Genomic DNA, 23,557 nt, shown 5'->3' with positions numbered 1-23,557 from the left:
GCGGGGGCCGTTCCCCGATGTCCGGGCCCGGCCCGCTCCCTAGCGTCAGCAGAGGTCGGCACAGGGCCGACGTCTGGAGGGGGTCCCAGGTATGGGCAGGCGACCGGTGACCGTGCGGTTGGCACGGTGGAGTGCGGAGCACCCGTGGCGAGCCATCGCGCTCTGGGTGGTGTTCGTGGCGGTGTGCTTCGTGGGCGGCAACGCCGCCGGCCTGAACGAGGCGACCGATGACGACCAGGCGATCGGCGAGTTCGGGCGGGCTCAGCTGATCGTCGACAGTGGGGGCTTCCACGAGCCGGCCACCGAGAACGTGCTGATCACGCCCCGCTCGGGCACGCTCGACCAGGCCGCCGCGAAGGCCGCCGCCGAAGACGCGGCGGCCCGGCTCCGGCAGGTCGACGGGGTGACCGCGGTGGGCGCGCCCATGCCGTCCCGGGACGGCAACGCGATGCTCGTGCCGATCACCATGTCCGGTGACCCGGAGACCGCCTCGGACCGGGTGCAGCCGCTGCGCGACACCACCGCGAAGGTCCAGGAGTCGCACCCGGACCTGCGGGTCGAGCAGGTCGGCGGCCCGTCCATCGGCCAGGCGCTCGACGACACCCTCGGCAAGGACTTCAAGCGGGCCGAGCTGCTCAGCCTGCCGGTCACCCTGGCCATCCTGATCATCGCGTTCGGCGCGCTCATCGCGGCCGGCGTGCCGGTGCTGCTCGCGCTCTCCTCGGTGGCCGCGGCCATGGGGCTCTCCACCCTCGCCTCGCACCTGGTGCCGGCAACCGACACGACGGCCAGCGTCATCCTGCTGATCGGCATGGCGGTCGGCGTGGACTACTCGCTGTTCTACGTCCGGCGAGAACGCGAGGAACGGGCCAAGGGGCGCTCCGGGCTCGACGCCGTGGAGATCGCGGCGGAGACCTCCGGGCACGCCGTGGTGGTCTCCGGCACCGCCGTGATCATCTCGATGGCCGGGCTGCTGCTCGCCCAGGACGCCATCTTCTCGTCGCTCGCCGTCGGCTCGATCCTGGTGGTCGCGGTCGCGGTGATCGGCTCGCTGACCGTGCTACCGGCGCTCCTGGCGCGGCTCGGCCGCTGGGTCGACCGGCCCCGGGTGCCGCTGCTGTGGCGGCTCACCGCCCCGCGCGTCGGGCGGCACGGCCAGCCGGCCCGGCCCCGGTTCTGGCCGGCCGTGCTCAAGCCGGCGCTGCGCGCACCAATGGCCACCCTTGTCGTCTCGGTCGGGCTGCTCCTCGCCCTGGCCGCCCCGGCGCTGGGCATGAAGCTGAAGTTCCCCGGCATGGAGGACGTGCCCCGCACCACGGCGGCCATGCAGGCGTACGACCGGCTCACCGCGGCCTTCCCGAGCAACGGCACCAGCCACACGGTGGCGGTGCGGGCGCCGGCCGAACAGGCCGACCGGGTGCAGGCCGCGCTCACCGGGCTGGCCGGCCGGGCCGCCACCGACCCGCTCTTCGCGCCGGCCGAGGGGGACGGCCCGAAGATCAAGGTGTCGGCCGACCGGCGGGTGTCGGTGCTGGAGGTGGCCACGCCGTACGCCAGCCGCACCGACGAGGCGTCCCGCTCCCTGCACGAGCTGCGTCAGGACCTCGTCCCGGCCGCGCTGAAGGGCATCCCCGGCGTCGAGTACGCGGTCGGTGGCGGCGTGGCGGCCAGCGAGGACTACGCGGACCACATCTGGGCGAAGCTGCCCCTGGTGGCCGCCTTCGTCCTGGCGCTGACCTTCCTGGTGATGGCCTGGACCTTCCGCTCGGTGGTGGTGGCGCTCACCTCGATCCTGCTGAACCTGCTCTCCGCCGGGGCCGCGTACGGCCTGCTGGTGCTGGTCTTCCAGGGCGACTGGGCGGAGGGGCTGCTCGGCTTCACCTCGATGGACGCGATCGTCACCTGGCTGCCGATGTTCCTGTTCGTGGTGCTGTTCGGGCTCTCCATGGACTACCACGTCTTCGTGGTCAGCCGGATCCGCGAGGGCATCCGCCAGGGGATGTCGAACAAGGACGCGGTGGCGTACGGCATCACCTCCTCCGCGGGGGTGGTGACCAGCGCGGCGATCGTCATGGTCGGGGTGTTCTCGATCTTCGCGACGCTGAGCACCATCGACTTCAAGCAGCTCGGCATCGGGCTGGCCGCGGCGATCCTGCTGGACGCCACGATCATCCGGGCGGTGGTGCTGCCCTCGCTGATGACCCTGCTGGGCGACGCGAACTGGTGGGCGCCGCGGTTCCTGCGTGGCCGGGCGGCGACCCCGCCGGCCGAGCCGCCCGCGCCCGCACCGGAGCTGGTCGGCGCGCGCTGAGTTCGGGGGGACAGGGGAGGGCGGGCCGATCGGGTCCGCCCTTCGCCCCGTGACGGAGGTGTCACGGCAGGATTAACGGCCGCGGCGGCGGGGCATGTGGGCCGCCATGGACGAACAGCTCACGCCGGGGGCCCATCGTCGCGCCCCGGCCACCGCAGCCCCTGGGAGCGCGTCATGAGCACCGACGTGCGGACCGGCACCGTACGGACCAACGTCCCGGCCCGCCTGGACCGGCTGCCGTGGTCCCGCTGGCACTGGATGATCGTGATCGGCCTCGGCACGGTGTGGATCCTCGACGGCCTCGAGGTGACCATCGTCGGCAACCTGTCCGGCAAGCTGGCCGAGCCGGGCAGCGGCCTGAGCATCACCCAGAGCCAGGTCACCGGCCTGGCCGCCGCGCTCTACGTGGCCGGCGCCTGCACCGGCGCGCTGTTCTTCGGCTGGCTCACCGACCGGTTCGGGCGCAAGAAGCTGTTCCTGCTGACCCTCGGGCTCTACCTGGTCGCCACCGCGCTGACCGCGCTCTCCTTCGACACCTGGTGGTTCTTCCTGTTCCGGTTCCTCACCGGCATGGGCATCGGCGGCGAGTACGCGGCCATCAACTCGGCGATCGACGAGCTGATCCCGGCGCGGCACCGCGGCCGGATCGACATCATCATCAACGGCACCTTCTGGCTCGGCGCGGCGCTCGGCGCGCTGCTGACCGTGCCGCTGCTCAACGGCCTGCCCACCAACCTCGGCTGGCGGGTGGCGTTCGGGCTGGGCGCGGTGCTCGGCGTGGTGATCCTTCTGGTCCGGCGGCACGTCCCGGAGAGCCCGCGGTGGTTGTTCATCCACGGCCGGGCCGACGAGGCGAACCATCTCGTCGACTCGGTCGAGGCCGCGGTGAAGCGGGAGACCGGCAAGGACCTCACCGAGGCGGACAACTGGATCGAGGTCAAGCAGCGGAAGAGCACCAACTTCCTGGAGATCGCCAGGACCCTGTTCGCCCGCTACCCGAAGCGCGCCACCCTCGGCTTCTCGCTCTTCATCGGGCAGGCGTTCCTCTACAACGCGATCACCTTCGGCTTCGCCCAGATCCTGCAGACCTTCTTCGACGTCCCGCCGGGCAACAGCGGCTACTACTTCGCGGTGATCGCGGTCGGCAACCTGCTCGGCCCGCTGCTGCTAGGCAGGCTCTTCGACACCGTCGGCCGGGTGCCGATGATCGCCGGCTCGTACATCGGCTCGGGCGTGCTGCTGCTCGGCACCGCCTGGCTGTTCCACTCGGGCGTGCTGAACGCGGTCACCATGACCGCCTGCTGGTGTGTGGTGCTCTTCTTCGCCTCGGCCGGCGCCAGCGCCGCGTACCTGACGGTCAGCGAGATCTTCCCCATGGAGACCCGGGCCATGGCCATCGCGTTCTTCTACGCGATCGGCACCGCCGCCGGCGGCATCACCGGCCCGCTGCTCTTCGCCAAGCTGGTCGGCACCGGCAAGGTCGGCGACACGGTGGTCGCCTTCGTCGTCGGCGCCGCCGTCATGATCATCGGTGGCCTGGTGGAGCTGACCCTCGGCGTCAAGGCCGAGGGGAAGTCCCTGGAGGAACTGGCCACCCCGCTCAGCGCCGAGCACGCCGGCGTCCCGTCGCAGCGCGGCGCCGGGACCCCCGCCCCCGTCACCGGTGGCGCTCCCGGCTGACCTCCGCCGCTCCCCCCCGGCACCGCCCCCGCCCGTCCAGGCCGGGGGCGGTGCCGCTTCCCCAGGGGTACGCACACCGCTCCGTCCCCCGGCTGCGCCCGGCTCTCTTCGGGTACCGCTCTCTTAGTCGTCCGCCGCAAAGTCCGGAAGGGGTGCGAACTGAGGCGCCCTGCCGTCACGAATCATCCAGACCCGGAACGCACCCTGTTCCTGATCCTGAACGAGGAGTTGGGCGAGGCCGGGAGCGCGCCAGGCGGTGCTGCCGAATCGTTGGACGACAGCGGTGACGTTGGTAGTCCAGCTCACGTCGTCATCCCTGCCGCAGGCACGAGATGGTCGGCCGTGCCGCGTTACCCGTCGTTCTCGGGATCAACCAGCCGAAGCCGGCGAACCTCGACCCTCACCTCTCACTTTCGCGCCGGGATGCCTCAGGGCAGCGGGCAGGGCTCGCGCCACGCGTCGAGTTTGCGGTCCTTGAGGATTGAGGCGAAGCCGTAGCCGACCGTGGTGACGCAGAAGTCGGCCGGGTCGCCGGTGTATTCCACGTGGAAGACGGGCTTGTCCGCGTCGGTGAACGGCAGCAGCTTGTCGCACCCGCCGCGGCGGACGCACTCCTGGTTGACCGCGAAGTCGAAGTCGGGGGCGAGCGCCGCCACCTGCGGCAGGTCGTCGACCAGCCCGGGGGAGAGGTCCAGCCGCCGGGCCAGTTCGGCCAGCCGGCGGTTGAACAGCAACTGGTCGTCGAAGCTGAGCGGGAAGCCGGGGCGGTGCAGGTAGCCTTCGGCGTCGTCGAGCGCCACCGCGCCGAAGCCCTTGCCCCGGCAGAGTCGGAAGCGGTCGGCCAGCACCGGCTCCAGCGAGTCCCACCGGCGTACGTCCAGCCACCGGCTGCCCGGCCGGCCGGACACGGCCGCCCCGCGTACCGCCGCCGGGAAGCGGCTCGCGTCCGGGTCGCCGGTCGCGTACGTGCCGACCCGGACCTGGCACACCAGGCGGCGGTGGCGGGCGCGCAGCGCGCCGGTCTCGTCGGAGGTGGTCCGCACCGGGTCGAGCAGGAAGACGTCGGCGTCGACGGTCACGTCCACCGGGCCGGTGAGCTGCCACTGCCACTGCCAGTCCCGGGCGTGCGCCGACGGCCACGGGGTGGGCGCCCCGGGCGGGACGATCGGCTCCCGGCAGGCCGCCGCCGGGGCGAGCAGCAGCAGCGTCAGCACGACCGCGACGCCCCGGCGCGGCCCGCGTCGGCGGACGCGGACCGGCCGGGACGGCACGGCCCACGCCGGCCGGATCCGCATCGACAGCTCCCGGGTCGCGGGCGGCACCCCGCCCCCTGCCGGTACGTCTCCGGCGGCCCCGGTGCGCCGGCCGCGGGGCCGGCACGGCTCAGGCGTCCCCGGCGTACCTCACCCGGTCAACGAGCGCGGGCCCGGTCACGACGCGCCGCTCAGCGCGGGGTGCCGAAGTCCTGCGTCCAGTACGGCCCGTTGCTCCGCGCCACGCCCACGCCGATCTCGGTGAACGAGCAGTTCAGGATGTTGGCCCGGTGTCCCGGGGAGTTCATCCAGGCGTCCATCACCGCGGCCGCGCTCTGCTGGTTCCAGGCGACGTTCTCGCCGTACGACCGCCAGGCGTAGCCGACCCGGTCGAGCCGGTCGCCCACGTCGCTGCCGTCGCTGCCGTCGTGCGACATCTTCTTGTGGTCGGCCTGGTCCTGGCTGTGCCGCTGGGCGGCGAGCGTCAGCTTGTCGTCGACGGTCAGCGCCTTGCAGCCGGCCTTGGCCCGCTCCTGGTTGACCAGGTCGACGACCTGTCGCAGCTCGGCCGTGAGCCCCTTGGCCGAGGCCGTCGTGGCGCCCGTGCTGCTCGGCGCGGCGCTCCGCGGCAGCTGCCGGGACGGAGCGGTGGTCCGGCTCGGCTTCGGGGTCGGCTTCTTCGTCGGGGCCGGCCGGGCGCTGGTTGGCGCGGCGCTCGGGCTGGTCGACTCCGGCGCGAGCGCGTCGCCCGGGTCCACCTCGGTGTCCCCGGGCGCGAGCGGGGCGGCGGCCACCGGGGCGTCGGCCGCGGTCCGCTCGGTCGGCTGGTCACCACCGGGCAGCACCAGGGCGCCCACGCCGAGGCTCACCACGAGGGTCGCCGCGGCGGCCGCCCCGCCGATCAGGAGGGGACGCGGCAGGCGGCGCCGCTGCCGGTGCCGGCCGGTGTCCTCGTCCGAGGCGTCGGTGACCGGCTGCCACGCGCCCGTCGACCGCTCGTCGGCGGCCTGCTGCCACGCGCCCGTCGACCGCTCGTCGGCGGCCGGCTGCCACGCGGCGGCGGGCCGCTCGTCCACGGTCGGCTGCCACGCGGTGGGCTGCTCGTCGGGGTGCCAGCCGGCGGCCCGCTCGTACGGGGACATCGGTGCGCCCGGGTGGGCCGCCGGGCCGTACGCCGGTGACTCGGCGGCCGGGCCGTACCCGGTCCGGTCGGCGTCGGCGTACCGCCCGGCGTCGGCCCACCCGTGCGTCCCGGCGCCGGCCGCGGGGAGGTGGCCGGTGCGCTCGGGCGTGGGGTCGTCCCGCCACGGCGTGGCCGGGGCGTCGGCCTGCCAGGCGCCGGTGGGCGCCTCGGTGCGGTCCGGGCCGGGCTGCCCCGGCTCGTCTCCGAAGAGGTAGGACGACCGCGGCTCGGGCCGGTCCGTGAGCCAGGCCGGCCCTTCGTCGGTCGGTGGCTCGGGGCGTCGGGGAACGCCATCCGGTTCGATCGGGTCGGTCCAGCGGTACACGCCTGTCCCCTTCACGGGTCGGTTGCGGGCCGCAGTGACGCTACGGGCGCGGCGCGAGCTGCGGCAACGTGGCTAAGAAAGAGTTAAGGGGAACCCGACAGCAAGGGTGAGGCGTTCACACATTCCCGGGCGTACAGTAAAGGCGTCCGGACAGAGCGTGTCCGCGCCTTGTGGCAACCCCCCGACAAGTGGACCGGTGGACGTGGAGATGATCTACGGCCTGCGGGAACTTGACGAAGGAGGGGGGTTCGGCTCAATATATAGGTGTCGCCAGTCGCGCCCAGCCATGCCCGGATTTCGCGGGGATGGCAGCCGCGAACATCATGGGCGCGCGTTGGCCGGCCTTTCCGGCAGCGCATATCAAGGAGTCAGCATGGCGAAGGCCCTCTACGGCCACGTAGGTGCAGCGCCCGACCGGCGTCTGCTCGACGAGGTCACCCGACTGCGTGCCAGGGTTCAGGCACTGGAGTTCGAGATCACGCGTCTGCGCGCCGACAACGATCGGCTTGCGGCGGCTGCGGCGGAGGCAGACGACCTCCTCCGACTGGCCGAGCCCGCGCTGACCTGATCTCCGGTCGTCGGAAAACTGAATCGCACCACACAGAAAACGCGCGCCGACACCCAGTGCCGGCGCGCAGCTTTTTGTTTCCGGGACCCCATTCCGCGATCTTGAGGAGCGATCCCGGAATTGCGTCCCGCAATTATGATCTTGCACTTTTCCGTGGCGTACGCCACACCGCCGGAATCCGGACACCTCCGGCACCGGGTGGGTCGCGTACCAGGCACTCCCGGGCGGCGGGTTAGTCTGCGGGTTCGCCAGGTCCGCGCAGCCGGCGACGGTACGGCGGCCACCGGACGAGGATCGAGAAGGTGCATCTCAAGAGCCTGACGGTGAAGGGCTTCAAGTCCTTCGCCTCCGCCACGACGCTGAAGCTGGAGCCCGGGATCACCTGCGTGGTCGGCCCGAACGGCTCCGGCAAGTCCAACGTCGTCGACGCCATCGCCTGGGTCCTCGGCGAGCAGGGCGCCAAGGCGCTGCGCGGCGGCAAGATGGAGGACGTCATCTTCGCCGGCACCGCCGGGCGGGCGCCGCTGGGCCGGGCCGAGGTCACCCTCACCATCGACAACACCGACGGCGCGCTGCCGATCGAGTACACCGAGGTCTCCATCACCCGCCGGATGTTCCGCTCCGGCGAGAGCGAGTACGAGATCAACGGCGACTCCTGCCGGCTGCTGGACATCCAGGAGCTGCTCTCGGACTCCGGCATCGGCCGGGAGATGCACATCATCGTCGGGCAGGGCCGGCTCGACGGCATGCTGCACGCCAAGCCGGAGGACCGGCGGGCGTTCATCGAGGAGGCGGCCGGCGTCCTCAAGCACCGCAAGCGCAAGGAGAAGGCGCTGCGGAAGCTCGACGCGATGCAGACCAACCTCAACCGGCTCACCGACCTCACCGCCGAGCTGCGCCGCCAGCTCAAGCCGCTGGGCCGGCAGGCCGAGGTGGCCCGCCGGGCCGCCGCCATCCAGGCCAACCTGCGCGACGCCCGGCTGCGGCTGCTCGCCGACGACCTGCACACCCTGCGCACCACACTGGACCGGGAGATCGCCGACGAGACCGCGCTGCGCGAGCGGCGCGAGCAGATCGAGGGCGAGCACGGTGAGGTGCAGGCCCGCCTCGGCGAGCTGGAGGCGGCGCTGGCCGAGGACGCGCCGCTGCTCGCCGCGGCCCAGGACACCTGGTACAAGCTCTCCGCGCTCCAGGAGCGGTTCCGCTCCATCGAGCAGCTCGCCCGGGAACGGCTGCGGCACCTCAGCGCCACCGGGGACGACGAGCGCCCCGGCCGCGACCCGGACCAGTTGGAGGCCGAGTCCCGGCGGGTCCGCGAGCAGGAGGAGGAGCTGCGGGCGGCGCTCACCGACGACCAGATCCGGCTCGCCGAGGCGGTCGAGCACCGGCAGGAGCTGGAGCGGCAACTCGCCGCCGCCGAGCGGGAACTGGTCGCCGCCGCCAAGGCCATCGCCGACCGGCGCGAGGGTCTGGCCCGGCTGACCGGCCAGGTCAACTCCGCCCGGGCCCGGACCACCAGCGCCGGCGAGGAGATCGAACGGCTCGCGGCCGCCCACACCGACGCCCTGGCCCGCGCCGAGAAGGCCCAGGGCGAACTCGACGCCGTCGCCGAGCAGTCCACCGAGGCCGACCGGGACAACGCCGACCTGGACGCCCGGCACGCCGAGGCGGTCGCCGTGCACGAGCAGGCCCAGGCCGCCGTGCGCAGCCTCGCCGACGCCGAGCGGGCCGCCGAGAAGGACGCGGCGACCTGGAAGGCCCGCGAGGAGGCGCTCGCCCTCGGCCTGCGCCGCAAGGACGGCGCGGGCGCCCTGCTGGCCCGCGCCGACCAGGTGCCCGGCCTGCTCGGCAGCCTCGCCGGGCTGCTCACCGTCGCCCCGGGCAACGAGGCGGCGCTCGCCGCCGCGCTCGGCGGGCTCGCCGACGCGGTCGCGGTCAGCGGCGTGGACGAGGCCGTCGAGGCCATGCGGCTGCTCAAGATCTCCGACGCCGGCCGGGCCGGCCTGCTGGTCGGCAGCCCCGCCGGCCCCGGCATGGCCGGCTCCGCCGACGCGCTGCGCCCGAAGCTGCCCGACGGCGCCCGCTGGGCCCCCGACCTGGTGGAGTGCGCCGCCGAGATCCGTCCGGCGGTGCACCGGGCGCTGCGCGACGTGGTGCTGGTCGACGACCTCGCCGCCGCCGCCGAGCTCGTCGCCGGCAACCCGGAGCTGCGCGCGGTCACCCCCGACGGCGACGTGGTCGGGGCGTACGCGGCGGCCGGCGGGTCGGCCAAGGCGCCCAGCTACATCGAGGTGCAGGCGGCCGTCGAGGAGGCCCGGACCAACCGGGCCGCCGCCGAGCGGACCAGCGCCGAACTGCGCGAGCAACTGGTCGAGGCACGCGCCGAGGTGGCCGCCGCCAAGGAGGCCGTGCAGCACGCCGCCGCCGCCAAGCGGGAGGCGGAGAGCCACCGCAACGCCGCCGCCCGCCGCCTCGCCGAGCTGGGCGCGGCCGCCCGGTCGGCCAAGGCGGAGACCGACCGGCTCGGCGAGTCCCGGGCCCGCGCCGAGGCGGCCCGCGAACGCGACCTGGCGGCCCTCGCCGAGCTGGAGGAACGGCTCCGGCTGGCCGAGACCACCCCGCTCGACGCCGAACCGTCCACCGAGGAACGCGACCAGCTCGCCGCCATGGTGCCGCAGGCCCGGCAGAACGAGATGGAGGTACGGCTCGCCGTGCGTACCGCCGAGGAGCGGGTCTCCTCGATCGCCGGCCGGGCCGACTCGCTCGCCCGGCAGGCGACCGCCGAGCGGGCCGCGCGGGAGCGCGCGGCCGCCCGGCGCGCGGCCCGCACCCGCGGCGCGGAGATCGCCCGGGCCGTGGTCGGCGGCGCCCGGGAGGCGCTCACCCGGCTCACCGTCTCGATCGCCCGGGCCGAGGAGCACCGCGACGAGGTCGCCCGCGAGCGCGCCGCCCGCGAGGCCGAGCTGTCCGAGGTACGCGGCGCGGCCAAGCGGCTCGGCGCCGAGCTGGAGCGGCTGACCAGCCAGGTGCACCGGGACGAGGTGGCCCGCGCCGAGCAGCGGCTGCGCATCGAGCAGCTGGAGGCGAAGGCGGCCGAGGACTTCGGCCTCGACGTGGCCACCCTGATCGCCGAGTACGGCCCCGACCAGCTCGTCCCGCCCACCGACGCGGACGTCGCAACGGCGGAGAAGGAGGGCACACCGGTGCCCGAGCCGGTCCGCTACGAGCGGCCGGTGCAGGAGAAGCGGGCCGCCAAGGCCGAGCGGGAACTGGCCCTGCTCGGCAAGGTCAACCCCCTCGCTCTGGAGGAGTTCGCGGCGCTGGAGGAGCGCTTCAAGTTCCTCTCCGAGCAGCTGGAGGACCTCAAGGCCACCCGCCGGGACCTGCTCACCGTGGTCAAGGACGTCGACGACCGGATCCTGGAGGTCTTCGCCAGCGCGTTCGAGGACACGGCGCGGGAGTTCGAGCAGGTGTTCACCGTGCTCTTCCCCGGCGGCGAGGGCCGGCTGGTGCTCACCGACCCGGAGGACCTGCTCACCACCGGCGTCGAGGTCGAGGCCCGGCCGCCCGGCAAGAAGATCAAGCGGCTCTCGCTGCTGTCCGGCGGCGAGCGGTCGCTGACCGCGGTGGCCATGCTTGTGGCGATCTTCCGCGCCCGGCCCAGTCCGTTCTACATCATGGACGAGGTGGAGGCGGCCCTCGACGACGTCAACCTGGGCCGCCTGATCACGCTGCTGGCCCAGCTCCGCGAGAAGAGCCAGCTCATCGTGATCACCCACCAGAAGCGCACCATGGAGATCGCCGACGCGCTCTACGGCGTGACCATGCGCAGCGGGGTCACCCAGGTGATCAGCCAGCGGCTCAACCGGGCCGACGACGAGGGGCAGGGGAACAGCGAGTGAGTCGGGAACGCGCCACGGCGCTCCTGGTGGATTTCGACGGCGTGCTGCGCCGCTGGGACCCGGCGGTGGCCGCCCGGGTCGAGCGGGAGTACGGGCTGACCGAGGGCGTCCTCGGCGAGATCGCCATGTCCTGGGGGCTGCTCCAGCCGGTGCTCACCGGCAAGGTGAGCCACGCCGAGTGGATGACCAGCGTGGCCGACGCGCTCACCCCCGCGGTCGGCGACCCGGGCCGGGCCCGCGCCGCGGTGGACGCGTGGCAGAGCTACCGGGGCGAGGTCGACCCCGAGGTGCTCGCCCTCATCCGCGAGGTCCGGGCGGCCGGCGTGCGGGTCGGGCTGGGCACCAACGCCACCGACGCGCTCGATGCCGACCTGGCCGCGCTGAACCTCACCGACGAGCTGGACGTCGTGGTCAACTCCTCGGTGGTCGGGGTGCACAAGCCGGCGAAGGAATACTTCCAGGCGGCCTGCGAGGCGCTGGGGACGCCGCCGGCCCGGGTGCTGTTCGTCGACGACGAGGCCCGCGCGGTGGCCGGCGCCCGGGTCGCCGGGCTCTCCGCGCACCGCTGGGGCGGCCACGCCGACCTGCGCTACATCCGGGCGGCGCTGGCGTACTGAGCCGGCCGGCTCGCCGGGGTGGCGGGTTCCGGTCGGCCGGGACACCGCCACCGCACCGGCCGGGGAGGGTCAGTCGCCCGTGACGCCGTCGATGCGTTCGCGGATCAGGTCGGCGTGGCCGTTGTGCCGGGCGTACTCCTCGATCATGTGCACGTAGACCCAGCGGACGCTGATCGTCCGGGTCTCGGCGCTCCCGTCACGCCGGGTGCGCTGGAAGGTCTGGTCCAGCGACAGGCCGGCGGCAGCCTTCCGGGCCGCCTCGACCTCCGCGCGGAAGGTGGCGAAGGTCTCCGCCGGGTCGGCGTCGGCGACGGCGTTCAAATCCGCGTCCGGGTCCTCGTCGCCGTCGTAGAGGCCGGGGATGTCCTCCCCGGCGGCGCGGATCCGGAACCACCAGCGCTCCACGTCGGCCATGTGGCGGACGAGCCCGAGCAGGGTCAGGGTGGACGGCTCGACGCTCGCCGTCCGGAGCTGCTCGGCGGTCAGGCCGGCGCACTTGTACAGCAGGGTGTCGCGGTGGTAGTCGAGCCAGCCTTCCAGCATGGTGCGCTCGTCAGCGACGTAGGGCTCGTGGCTGCGGTCGATCTCGGGTGCTCTCCAGGTCATCCGGTCATCCTGCGGCCCGGGTAGGACGGCCGCGACCGGATTTCAGGGCACCACCACGACCGGCCAGCGGCCGGTGCGGACCAGCCGGGTGGCGACCGAACCGACCAGCTTGTGGCCGGCCTGCTCGGACGACCCGACCACGACCAGGTCGGCGCGGTGCTCGTCGGCCGCCTTGGACAGCTCGGCGTACGCGTCGCCGCGCCGGCACAGGAAGGTCACCGGCAGGCCCAGCTCCTCCGCGCCGCGCCGGCACTCCTCGCGCAGCTCGGCGGCCAGCTCGTCCTGGGTCTGCTGGACCGCCCCGGCCACCACGCCGGACATGATCGCGGTGTACGGGGACGGCGAGCTGACGAAGACCACCACCAGCCCGGCGCCCTGCCGGCGGGCCAGCCCGGCCGCGTACGAGGCGGCGCGCAGCGAGGTGCGGCTGCCGTCGACGCCGACCAGCACCACCCGGGGCCCGTCCGTGCCGCGCTCGAACGGCAGCGGCCGGGCCTCCGGGCCGTACCTCTCACGCTCGGAGGCGGTCATCGGGTCAGCCCCGCCCGCCCGTGCGTACCACCGGGGCGCCGGCGCCGGCCGCGACGGTCGACTCCCGCTCGACCTCGGTGGAGATCGCGTCGCTGTTGGTGCGACGCAGCGGCACCTCCTTGATGAACACCACTGCGATCAGCGCGATCAGCCCGAACGGGGCGGCGGCCAGGAAGATGTCCCCGGCGCCGTGCCCGTACGCGGCCTCGACGACCGCGCGGATCGGTGCGGGCAGGGTGTGCACATTCGGCAGGGTACCGCCGCTGCCGGAGCTGGACGCCGGGATGCCGAGCCCCGCGAGTCCCTCGGCGAGGTAGTCCTTGACCTTGTGGCCGAGGATCGCGCCGAGCGCGCTCACGCCGACGGCACCGCCCAGGCTGCGGAAGAAGGCCACCACCGAGCTGGCCGCGCCGAGCTCGTGCGGGCCGACGGTGTTCTGCACGGCGAGGACCAGGTTCTGCATGGTCATGCCCAGGCCGAGGCCGATCAGCGCCATGAAGACGGCCAGCCGCCAGTACGGGGTGTCCGCCCGCATGGTGCCCATCAGCGCGAAGCCGGCGGTGAGCAGCACCGAGCCGGTGACCAGGTAGCGCTTCCAGCGGCCGGTGTTGGTGATGATGCGGCCGACCACGGTGGAGGCGATGAGCAGGCCGAGGATCATCGGCAGCGTCATGAGGCCGGACATGGTCGGGCTCTCGCCGCGGCTGATCTGGAAGTACTGACCGAGGAAGACGGAGGCGCCGAACATGCCCACGCCGACCGCGATGCTGGCGATCACCGCGAGGGTGATGGTGCGGTTGCGGAACAGGCGCGGCGGGATCATCGGCTCGGCGGCCCGGTTCTCCACCCGGAGGGCGAGCGCGCCGAGCAGCACGGCGCCGGCCACCATGACGGCGCTCTGCCAGGACATCCAGTCGTACTTGTCGCCGGCCAGGGTGACCCAGATCAGCAGCAGCGAGACGGCCGCGGTGATCAGGGTGGCGCCCCACCAGTCGATCTTCGCCTCCCGCTTGACCACCGGCAGGTGCAGGGTCTTCTGGAGCACGACGAGGGCGAGGGCGGCGAACGGCACGCCCACGTAGAAGCACCAGCGCCAGCCGAGCCAGTCGGTGTCGACGATGACGCCGCCGATCAGCGGGCCGCCGATGGTGCCCACGGCCATCACGGCGCCGAGGTAGCCGCTGTACCGGCCGCGCTCACGCGGGGTGATCATCGTTGCCATGATCACCTGGGCCAGGGCGGTGAGACCGCCCGCGCCGACGCCCTGGAGCACCCGGCAGGCGATGAGCTGGCCGGTGGACTGGGAGAGGCCGGCCAGCACCGAGCCCAGCACGAAGATCGTGAGGGCGAGCTGCACCAGGATCTTCTTGCTGGTCAGGTCGGCGAGCTTGCCCCAGATCGGGGTGGTCGCCGTGGTCGCCAGCAGGGTCGAGGTGACCACCCAGGTGTACGCGGACTGGCCGCCGTGCAGCTCGGTGATGATCCGCGGCAGCGCGTTCGAGACGACCGTGGAGGAGAGGATCGCGACGAACATGCCCAGCAGCAGGCCGGAGAGAGCCTCCAGGATCTGCCGGTGGGACATGTCGACGGCGGTCGCCCGGGTGGGCGCTGTCGCCTGCGTCATCGTGGATTGCCTCCGGAGAAAGACGGGGGAAGAGTTGCTTCGGGCAACCGTATGACTTGGTTGCCTCAAGCAACAACCGCACGTGGCGCAGGTCTTATTCCAGGCGGATCCGGTCAGAAGGTCTCGTTGAACCGATGCATGAGCCGAGCGAAGTCCTCGACGTCCTGAATCGGCCAGGATTCCAGCGATCGCCGGATCTGTCCGAGTCGCGCCGCCCGCGCCGCGTCGAACCGGCGGGTGCCCTCCTCGGTGAGGCTGAGCTGGGCCGCCCGCCGGTCGGTCGGGTCCGGGTCACGGCGGACCAGCCCCAGCGCCTCCAGGCCGCCGATCTGCCGGCTCAGCGTGCCCTTGCCGATGCCCAGCTTCACGGCCAGGTCGGTGAGCCGGATCGAGCCGGACCGGCGCAACCACAGCAGCAGCCCGTAGGCGTTCGGCTCCAGGTTGGGATGGACCTCGCGGGCGATCTCCCAGGACAGCGCGCGCCCACGCCGCAGCAGTGCGGTCAGTTCGTGCTCCACGGCGCGCAGGCTCTCGTCCACGCTGAGAGGGTACTCACACCTCGTCGCTGAGCCGCTGCCGTGCCACCGTGCGCAGGTGCCCGTCGCTGGTGGTGCCCTCGATCGTCACCTCGGCCGCCCGGCCCCGGTGGGTCAGCGTGGCCACCGCGTTGCCGAAGTAGGGTCCGGCCAGCTTCTTCCAGCGCACCGGCGGGCGCCGCACCCCGGCCGAGCGGGCCAGGGCGCGGGCCGCGCCGGCCGGCCCCGGGTTCCAGCCGAGCCGCATGAGCGGACGCATCCCGGCGGGCACCTGGTTGTGGATGGGCGAGCAGGTGAGCTGGTGCACCGGGGTGCGCACGCTCCGGTCGGCGAACCGGGCCCGGGCCACGTACGAGTGGTGCACGTCCCCGGAGAGCACGCTGATCGAGGCCGGCCGCGAGTAAGCCGGGCCGGCGCCGACCCGCGCCCCCTCGCGCGGCGCCGTGCCGCTGCCCAACCGGGCGAACAGCTCGCCGAGCGCCTCGAAGGAACGCCGGAACGAGGCCCAGTGCTCCAGGTCCAGAGCCCGGCGCAACTGCTCGCCGAGCTTCGCCGCCCACGGCCGGCGGGAGTCGGCGAGCGCCTCGTTCCACGCCTCGACGTGGTGGATGCCGGGCGGGAGCAGCCAGGGCAGGGAGGCGCCGACCACCAGGTGGTCGTAGACGCCGTGCGCCCGGTCGAGGAACCAGGACCACTCACCCGGCGGCAGCATGGCCCGGTTGCCGGAGTCGAGCACGCGGCTGGAGCGGTTGTCCAGCATGACGAGGCGGGTCCGTCCCAGGTCCAGCGCGTAGCTCCACTGGTACTGCACGGCCCGCCAGCGCTCGGTGTCGTGCGCCACGTCGGCCTCCTGGTCGACCCGCTCGCCGAACTCGTGCAGCACGCCCGTGGCGTCCTCGGCGGCGGTCACCTTGGCGTAGACCGGGTCGGCGGCGATCTCGTCCGGGGACAGATTGCCCAGGTGCTGGTAGACCCAGTAGGAGGCCAGGCCGCTGCGGATGCGCTCCGCCCACCAGGGCTGCGCGCGCATGTCCGCCCGCCAGGACGCCGAGGTGTTCCAGTCGTCGATGATCTCGTGGTCGTCGAAGATCATCACGCTCGGCACGGTGGAGAGCAGCCAGCGGATCTCCGGGTCGCGCCAGGACTCCAGGTAGAGCTTCGTGTACTCGTCGAAGCTGACCACCTGGGTGGCCGGGGCGCCCTTCGGCCGGCGCCGCCGCCGCTTGAGCAGCCGGCGGACGGTCGGCGAGGTCTCGTCCGCGTAGACCTGGTCACCGAGGAGCACCAGCAGGTCGGGCAGGGCGTCCGGGTCGGGGGCGGCGATCAGCCGCCGGGCGTACGCGTCCAGCGCGTCCGGGGGCAGCTTGCGGGCGGTGGCGTGCTGGGTGGTCTCCCGGCACGAGCCGAAGATCAGGCTCACCGGCTGGTCCCGGTCGTCCGCCGCCCGGGTCCGGATCATGCTGGCCGGGAACCCGCTGTCCGGCACCGGCCAGGCCAGCTCGTCGTCGATGAGCACCTCGTAGGTGGTGCTGCTCTCCGGCGTCAGCCCCGACACCACCACGATGGCGTAGTGGTGGTCGTACGCCGAGAAGGTGGGCGCGCTGCCGGAGGCGCCGCCGGCCGTGCGGACGGTGACCACCGCGGGGGCGCTGGTCTCCACCCAGACGGTGGCCCGCGTGCCGACGACCCGACGCAGCAGCGGGCCGATGAGCAGACGGGGACCGGTCACGGCGCACCTCCGACGAAGATCATTAGCCCTTTCCTACCCGGCCGGCGGTTGCGGCACGCCTTCCAGCCGCGAGCGTACCCGCAGCTCGTTCACGTGCCGAGGCGGTGAGTGGGACGCCGTCGCCGGCATCTGACAGGATTTCGGGCATGAAGGAATACCTCCTCGTCGCACTCGCCCTGCTCGGCGTGCTGATCCTCGGCGGCCTCAGCCTCGTGGTGCCCCGGCTGCGCCGGCGCCCCGAGCCGCCGCTGCCGGAGACGGAGGTCGACACCCGGGCCGAGGAGGACCTGGCCGGGCCGCCGGTCGAAGCGGCGGAGTCGGACCTGCGCACCGGCGTGCTGGTCGAACCGCCGCCCGTGGTCGAGGCGCCGCCGCTGCCCACCATCGAGGTCCCCGAGCCCACCGCCGGCCGGCTGGTCCGGCTGCGCTCCCGGCTGTCCCGCTCACAGAACGTCTTCGGCAAGGGCCTGCTCGGCCTGCTCAGCCGGGACCGCCTCGACGAGGACACCTGGGAGGAGATCGAGGACAGCCTGATCACCGCCGACGTCGGCATCGACTCCACCCGCGAGATCGTCGACCGGCTCCGCGAGCAGACCCGGGTGCTCGGCACCCGGTCGGTCGACGAGCTGCGCACCCTGCTCGCCGCCGAGCTGGTCAACGCGCTCGACCCGACGCTCGACCGGTCGCTGAAGACCGCCTCCACGGAGGGCGTCCCGGCGGTGCTGCTGGTGGTCGGGGTCAACGGCGCCGGCAAGACCACCACCTGCGGCAAGATCGCCCGGGTGCTCATCGCGGACGGCCGGACCGTGCTGCTCGGCGCGGCCGACACCTTCCGGGCCGCCGCCGCCGACCAGCTGGAGACCTGGGGCGGCCGCGTGGGCGCCGAGACCGTCCGCGGCCCCGAGGCCGCCGACCCGGCCAGCGTGGCCTTCGACGCCGTCAAGCGGGGCATCGACACGAAGGTCGACACGGTGCTGGTGGACACCGCCGGCCGGCTGCAGAACAAGGTCGGCCTCATGGACGAGCTGGGCAAGGTCAAGCGGGTGGTGGAGAAGCACGGCCCGATCGACGAGACCCTGCTGGTGCTCGACGCCACCACCGGCCAGAACGGCCTGGAGCAGGCCCGCGTCTTCACCGAGGTGGTCAACGTGACCGGCGTGGTGCTGACCAAGCTCGACGGGACCGCCAAGGGGGGCATCGTGATCGCCGTGCAGCGCAAGCTGGGCATCCCGGTCAAGCTGGTCGGCCTCGGCGAGGGTCCCGACGACCTGGCCCCGTTCGATCCGGCGCAGTTCGTCGACGCGCTGCTCGGGACCGAGCCGCTCGCCCGGGACGCGTAGCCTCGACGTGACGACTGACGATCGCGCCTACGCGGGGTGGCGCGACCCCAGCCACCCGTCGCCACGCCTCGGGAGACCGTACGTGACTTCGCAGGAGATCCCGCTCCACGGCGGGAACGTGAGCACCGTGGTCCGGGTGGGCGACACCGTCCGGCGCAACGCCGGCCCGTGGACCCCCTCGGTCCACGCCCTGCTGCGCCATCTGGAGTACGTCGGCTTCACCGGCGCGCCCCGCGCCCTCGGCATGGACGAGCGCAACCGGGAGGTCCTGTCGTACCTGGAGGGGGAGTGCGGGGAGTACCCCCTCGCCCCGCACTGGGTCACCGACGAGGCCCTGGTCACCGTGGCGACCATGCTGCGGATGTTCCACGACGCCCAGTACGGCTTCACCCCGCCGCCGGGGGCGGTCTGGCGCTCGTTCGGCCCGCCCCCGCCGGACACCGAGGTGATCTGCCACCACGACGCCGCCCCGCACAACGTGATCTGGCGCCCCGACGGCACCCTCGGGCTGATCGACTTCGACCTGGCCTCGCCCGGCGCCCGGATCTACGACGTGGCGTACGCGGCCTGGACCTGGGTGCCGATCTTCTCCGACCGGGACTCGATCACCCTCGGCTGGAAGCACCCGGACCGGCCGCGCCGGCTGCGCCTCTTCGCCGACGCGTACGGGCTGATCCCGCGGGACCGGCACCGGCTCATCCGGACCCTCCGCAAGCGGATCGTCGACCACGTCGAGGGCATCCGGCGGATGGCCGCGGCCGGCGAGCCGGCGTTCGTCCGGATCGTGCACAAGGGCCACCTGCGCCGGCCGATGCGCGACCTGCGGCTGCTCGACTACGAGCGGCACGCCCTGGAGTACGCGCTGCGCTGACCCCGCGCGCATCGGAGGTGGTCCCCCGCGGGGTTTTCCCCAGGCATGATCGTCGTTCTTCACACGCCGGAAACAACGCGTCACGCGTCGGAAATCGAGCGGTGTCGGTGAAGGAAACAGCCGCCGAGCAAGCTTCCGCGCAACCGGCGTACGGGCGACGCTGCCCCGGAAGCCGCGAAGGAGGAGACTTCACCTTTAGGAGGCCAGCGTGCCTGAAGCACCGACGATCGACGGCGGCAACACCGTTTGGCTGCTGGTTTCGACCGCTCTCGTGCTGCTCATGACCCCCGGCCTGGCGCTGTTCTACGGCGGCCTGAACCGGGCCAAGGGCGTACTCAACATGATGATGATGAGCTTCTCGGCCATCGGGCTCATCTCCGTGCTGTGGTGGTTCTACGGTTTCAGCGTCGCCTTCGGGGCCGACGTCAACGGTCTGTGGGGTGACCCCGGCGCGTACCTGGGCACCAAGACCTTCCTGGCCGAGACCGACCTCTGGGGCGCCACGGCGGAGAACCCCAGCGGCATCGGCGTCCCGCTGTACGTGTTCATGGCGTTCCAGATGGTCTTCGCGGTGATCACCGTCGCGCTGATCAGCGGCGCCATCTCCGACCGGGCGAAGTTCGCCGGCTGGCTGCTCTTCGCCTTCGGCTGGGCCACCCTGGTCTACTTCCCGGTCGCCCACTGGGTGTGGGGCGGCGGCATCATCGGCGCCAAGCTCCACGCGCTCGACTTCGCCGGCGGCACGGCCGTGCACATCAACGCCGGTGCGGCGGCCCTCGGCGTGGCCCTCGTGCTCGGCCGGCGGGTCGGCTGGCCCCGCGAGGGCATGAAGCCGCACAACATCCCGCTGGTCGCGCTCGGCGCCGGCCTGCTCTGGTTCGGCTGGTTCGGCTTCAACGCCGGCTCGGAGCTGACCGTCGACTCGGTGGCCGGCCTGGCCTTCCTCAACACCCAGCTCGCCACCGCCGCCGCGGTGCTCGGCTGGCTGGCCATCGAGTGGATCAAGGACGGCAAGCCGACCATGGTCGGCGCCTCCTCCGGCGCCGTGGCCGGTCTGGTCGCCATCACCCCGGCGTGCGGCTTCATCGCCCCGTGGGCGGCCGTCCTGCTCGGCCTCGTCGCCGGCGCGGTGTGCGCGCTCGCCATCAGCCTGAAGTACCGGCTCGGCTACGACGACTCCCTCGACGTGGTGGGCGTGCACTTCGTCGGCGGCTGGATCGGGTCGCTGTGGCTCGGCCTGTTCGCCACCAACTCGGTCAACGGCGCGATCAGCGACGTGGTGGGCGCCTCCGACGGCCTCTTCTACGGCGGCGGCCTGACCCAGCTCGGCCGGCAGGCCCTCGCCGGCCTGATCGTCACCGTGTGGTCGGCCGGCATCGCCTGGCTGCTCGCCTTCGCCATCGACAAGACGATCGGCTTCCGGGTGGCGGCCGAGGCCGAGGTCGACGGCATCGACGTCGCCGAGCACGCGGAGAGCGCGTACGACCTGTCGCCCACCACGGGCGGCGGCGCCGGGGGCGCGTTCGCCCTGGCCGGGATCGGCGCCGCCAGGCCGGCCCCGGAACCCACCGACCCGGCGGAGGAGCCCGCCGAGCCGGTCAGCGAGAAGGTCGCCGGTTAACGTTCCTGGGATGGAGGGGTTGGACATGAAGCTGGTGACCGCGGTCATCAAGCCGTACCAGCTGGACGCGGTGAAGGAGGCCCTGCACGCCCTCGGCGTGGCCGGCCTGACCGTCAGCGAGGTCCAGGGCTACGGCCGGCAGAAGGGGCACACCGAGGTCTACCGGGGTGCCGAGTACACGGTCGAGTTCCTGCCCAAGATCCGGGTCGAGGTGCTCACCGACGAGATGGACGTCGACAAGATCGTCGACGCCATCGTGGGCGCGGCGCGGACGGGCAAGATCGGCGACGGCAAGGTCTGGGTGACCGGCGTCGAGGAGGTCGTCCGGGTCCGCACCGGCGAGCGCGGGCTCGACGCCCTCTGAGGACACCTCGATGACCTCGTTGATCAAGGAGAACGCGTCCGGACACCCCGGCGACGGCGACGCGAACTTCTTGATCAACGAGGTCGTCGGCGTGCCGGGCGGGATCGGCGCCGACGCCCGGCGGGCGCGGGCCGAGGCGCTGGACGGGTGGCTGCGCGGGATCTTCCCCGCGCGGGCGGGGATCGCCCTGGTCGCGGTCGGAGGGCTGGGACGGCGGCAGTGTGCGCCCTACGGCGACGTCGACCTGGTGCTGCTGCACGCGGGGGTGCCCGGCATCGACGAGCTGGCCGCCTCGCTCTGGTATCCCATCTGGGACGCCGGGCTGCGGCTGGACCACTCGGTGCGCACGGTCGCCGAGGCGCTCTCCGTGGCCCAGGACGACGTCAAGGTCGCCCTCGGCCTGCTCGACGCCCGCCACGTCGCCGGCGACCCGGTGCTGGCCGACCAGCTCGTCCGCACCGCCGCCGACCACTGGCGGCGCACCGCCGTCCGGCAGCTCCCGAAGCTGCGGGAGATCACCGACGCCCGCTGGGAGGCCCACGGCGAGCTGGCCTTCCTGCTCGAAGGGGACCTCAAGGAGGCCGCCGGCGGGCTGCGCGACGTCGGCCTCCTCCGGGCCATCGCCACCGCCGGTGTCACCGACGCCCTCCGCCCCGCCGTGCACGCCGCCCACCGGCGGCTGCTGGACACCCGGGACGCCCTGCACCAGCAGGTCGGCCGCCGGGTCGACCGGGTCGTCGCCCAGGAGCGGGACGGCGTCGCCGCCCTGCTCGGGCTGCGCGCGTCCCTGACCGGGGACGCGGACGCCGAGACGGTGACGATCGGTGACGGCGACGTGCTGCTGCGCCGGGTGGCCGGGGACGCCCGGACCGTCAGCCACGCCCTCGACGACGCCTGGCGGGCCGCCGACCGGCTCCGCGCCGGCCGGCACCGGAGCGCCGCCGGCCGGCCGCTGCGCCGCCCGGTCGCCCGCGACGTGGTCGAGCAGGACGGCGAGCTCGTCCTCGCCCGCACGGCGATCGGCGCGCGCCCCGACCCGAGCCTGTCGCTGCGGGTCGCCGCCGCCGCGGCCACCACCCGGCTGCCCATCGCGCGGGCCACCTGCGAGTGGCTGGCCGCGTACTGCCCGCCGCTGCCCGCGCCCTGGCCGCCGGCCGCCCGGGCCGCGCTGATCACCCTGCTCGGTGCCGGTCCCGGCCTGGTGCCCGCCTGGGAAACCTGCGACCGGTACGGCCTGATCGACGGCTGGCTGCCCGAGTGGACCCGGCTGCGCAGCCTGCCCCAGCACAACCCGGTGCACCGGTTCACCCTGGACCGGCACCTGGTGCAGGCCGCGTACGAGGCGAGCCGGCACACCCGCGACGTGGACCGGCCCGACCTGCTGCTGCTCGGCGCGTTCCTGCACGACATCGGCAAGGGCCTGCCCGGCGAAGGTGCCGCCGGGCGGGCCGGCAGGCATGAGCCCGCCGGCACCTTCGCAGACCACAGCACGGTCGGGGCGCCCCTCGCCGAAGCGGTGGCCACCCGGATCGGGCTGCCCGACGACGAGGCGGCGCTGATCGCCAAGCTCGTCCGGCTGCACCTGCTGCTGCCCGACGTGGCCACCCGGCGGGACCTCTCCGACCCGAAGACCATCGCCGGTGTCGCCCAGCGGGTCGGCGACACCACCACCCTGGACCTGCTGCACGGCCTGGTCCGGGCCGACGCCGCGGCCACCGGGCCGGCCGCCTGGTCGGAGTGGAAGGGCCGCCTGGTCGCCGAACTCGTCGCCCGGGTGCGGACCGCCCTGGACACCGGCGTGGTGCCCGCCCCGCCGGCCCCCGACCCCGCGCTGGTCGCCGGGCCGCTGCCGGTCGTACACCTCGGGGAGGACCGGGTGTCGGTGGCCGCGGCCGACCGGCGGGGCCTGCTCGCCACGGTGGCCGGTTGCCTGGCCCTGCACCGGCTGGAGGTGATCTCCGCGGACGCCGCGACGGTCGACGGGCGCGCCCTGGTGCAGTGCCGGGTGCAGCCGCGCTACGGCCTGGCCCCCGACCCGATCGCGCTCACCGCCGACCTGCGCCGCGCGGTCACCGGCGACGTCTCGGTCACCCAGCGGCTGCGCGGCCGGGCCCTCGCCGCGCGGGCCCGGGGCGCCGCGCCCCGGGTGGTCTGGCACCGCGAGGCCGCCACCGACGCGGTGCTGCTGGAACTGCGCGCCGCCGACGCGGCCGGGCTGCTCTACCGGGTCGCCGGCGCCCTCGACGAGGCCGGCGCCCAGGTGCGGGCCGCCCGGATCTCCACCCTCGGCGGCGACGTGGTGGACGTGTTCTACCTGGTCGGCGGTTGGCCGACGCCGGCGGACCGCGAGCGCATCGAGACCGCCGTGCTCGCCGCCGTGTAAGGACTGGCCCAGTCTCGACGCCTCCGGTACCCCTTCCGACACCCGCACTACGTCCGGCGACGTAGGCGCGGAGCCGCCTGCGGGGCGACGTGCCGGGGCCCGCCCGGCGGGAC

General features: G+C 73.6%; 17 protein-coding genes. 10 read left to right on the top strand and 7 right to left on the bottom strand.

All coding sequences use genetic code 11. The features are described from left to right. The first annotated feature begins 91 nt into the window (after positions 1-91). Both ABZ452_RS00750 and ABZ452_RS00745 read left to right on the top strand, forming a co-directional pair. Positions 92-2,311, top strand: a complete 2,220-nt coding sequence (locus ABZ452_RS00750) for an MMPL family transporter (RefSeq protein ID WP_357937426.1) — start codon at positions 92-94, stop codon at positions 2,309-2,311. Positions 2,312-2,485: 174 nt separating this feature from the next. Beyond that, positions 2,486-3,991, top strand: coding sequence for an MFS transporter (locus tag ABZ452_RS00745; protein WP_357937424.1), 1,506 nt, complete (start codon positions 2,486-2,488; stop codon positions 3,989-3,991). A 428-nt stretch (positions 3,992-4,419) separates the two neighbouring features. Here ABZ452_RS00745 and ABZ452_RS00740 read toward each other — a convergent pair whose 3' ends face one another. Both ABZ452_RS00740 and ABZ452_RS00735 read right to left on the bottom strand, forming a co-directional pair. After that, positions 4,420-5,313, bottom strand: a complete 894-nt coding sequence (locus ABZ452_RS00740) for an endo alpha-1,4 polygalactosaminidase (RefSeq protein ID WP_357937423.1) — start codon at positions 5,311-5,313, stop codon at positions 4,420-4,422. A 122-nt stretch (positions 5,314-5,435) separates the two neighbouring features. After that, positions 5,436-6,752 (bottom strand): CAP domain-containing protein, encoded by a 1,317-nt coding sequence (locus tag ABZ452_RS00735; RefSeq protein ID WP_357937422.1) that lies wholly within the window; start codon positions 6,750-6,752, stop codon positions 5,436-5,438. 373 nt (positions 6,753-7,125) lie between these two features. Between ABZ452_RS00735 and ABZ452_RS00730 the strand changes: the two genes are divergently transcribed. From ABZ452_RS00730 to ABZ452_RS00720, 3 genes are all read left to right on the top strand, one after another. Beyond that, the gene (locus ABZ452_RS00730) at positions 7,126-7,320 is read left to right on the top strand and encodes a hypothetical protein (protein ID WP_007456482.1); all 195 of its coding nucleotides are present in this window, start codon (positions 7,126-7,128) and stop codon (positions 7,318-7,320) included. 302 nt (positions 7,321-7,622) lie between these two features. Further along, entirely contained in the window at positions 7,623-11,222 is a 3,600-nt protein-coding gene (smc, locus tag ABZ452_RS00725) for a chromosome segregation protein SMC (RefSeq protein ID WP_357937420.1), read from the top strand. Next, positions 11,219-11,839, top strand: a complete 621-nt coding sequence (locus ABZ452_RS00720) for an HAD-IA family hydrolase (RefSeq protein WP_357937418.1) — start codon at positions 11,219-11,221, stop codon at positions 11,837-11,839. The genes smc and ABZ452_RS00720 overlap by 4 nt, the downstream gene beginning before the upstream one ends. 69 nt (positions 11,840-11,908) lie before the next feature. On the opposite strand, the gene ABZ452_RS00715 is transcribed toward ABZ452_RS00720, so the two are convergent. From ABZ452_RS00715 to ABZ452_RS00695, 5 genes are all read right to left on the bottom strand, one after another. Further along, entirely contained in the window at positions 11,909-12,445 is a 537-nt protein-coding gene (locus ABZ452_RS00715) for a DinB family protein (RefSeq protein WP_357937416.1), read from the bottom strand. Between the two features lie 42 nt (positions 12,446-12,487). Next, positions 12,488-12,976, bottom strand: a complete 489-nt coding sequence (locus ABZ452_RS00710; protein ID WP_357937414.1) for a universal stress protein — start codon at positions 12,974-12,976, stop codon at positions 12,488-12,490. Positions 12,977-12,980: 4 nt separating this feature from the next. Continuing rightward, positions 12,981-14,600, bottom strand: a complete 1,620-nt coding sequence (locus ABZ452_RS00705; protein ID WP_357937412.1) for an MDR family MFS transporter — start codon at positions 14,598-14,600, stop codon at positions 12,981-12,983. 113 nt (positions 14,601-14,713) lie between these two features. Further along, complete coding sequence (locus tag ABZ452_RS00700; protein WP_262281429.1) at positions 14,714-15,139, bottom strand: MarR family transcriptional regulator; 426 nt, start codon at positions 15,137-15,139, stop codon at positions 14,714-14,716. A gap of 13 nt (positions 15,140-15,152) precedes the next feature. Continuing rightward, positions 15,153-16,865, bottom strand: coding sequence for an alkaline phosphatase D family protein (locus ABZ452_RS00695; protein ID WP_357937409.1), 1,713 nt, complete (start codon positions 16,863-16,865; stop codon positions 15,153-15,155). A 146-nt stretch (positions 16,866-17,011) separates the two neighbouring features. On the opposite strand from ABZ452_RS00695, the gene ftsY reads away from it, so the two are divergent. The 5 genes from ftsY (at position 17,012) to ABZ452_RS00670 (ending at position 23,444) form a co-directional block, all read left to right on the top strand. Further along, positions 17,012-18,205 (top strand): signal recognition particle-docking protein FtsY, encoded by a 1,194-nt coding sequence (ftsY, locus tag ABZ452_RS00690; protein ID WP_357937407.1) that lies wholly within the window; start codon positions 17,012-17,014, stop codon positions 18,203-18,205. A 7-nt stretch (positions 18,206-18,212) separates the two neighbouring features. Then, positions 18,213-19,076, top strand: a complete 864-nt coding sequence (locus ABZ452_RS00685; RefSeq protein WP_357937405.1) for an aminoglycoside phosphotransferase family protein — start codon at positions 18,213-18,215, stop codon at positions 19,074-19,076. A gap of 208 nt (positions 19,077-19,284) precedes the next feature. Then, positions 19,285-20,697 carry an ammonium transporter gene (locus ABZ452_RS00680; RefSeq protein ID WP_357937403.1) on the top strand — a complete coding sequence of 471 codons (1,413 nt, stop codon included), beginning with the start codon at positions 19,285-19,287 and terminating at the stop codon, positions 20,695-20,697. Between the two features lie 25 nt (positions 20,698-20,722). Further along, entirely contained in the window at positions 20,723-21,061 is a 339-nt protein-coding gene (locus ABZ452_RS00675) for a P-II family nitrogen regulator (protein WP_013284578.1), read from the top strand. 10 nt (positions 21,062-21,071) lie between these two features. Continuing rightward, positions 21,072-23,444 carry a [protein-PII] uridylyltransferase gene (locus ABZ452_RS00670; RefSeq protein ID WP_357937401.1) on the top strand — a complete coding sequence of 791 codons (2,373 nt, stop codon included), beginning with the start codon at positions 21,072-21,074 and terminating at the stop codon, positions 23,442-23,444. The last annotated feature ends 113 nt before the right edge of the window (positions 23,445-23,557 follow it).

Source organism: Micromonospora sp. NPDC005707 (genome assembly GCF_040631005.1).
Classification (GTDB): Bacteria; Actinomycetota; Actinomycetes; order Mycobacteriales; family Micromonosporaceae; genus Micromonospora.
Note: the sequence above shows the minus strand (reverse complement) of the source record. Positions and strands in the feature narration are given on the sequence as shown.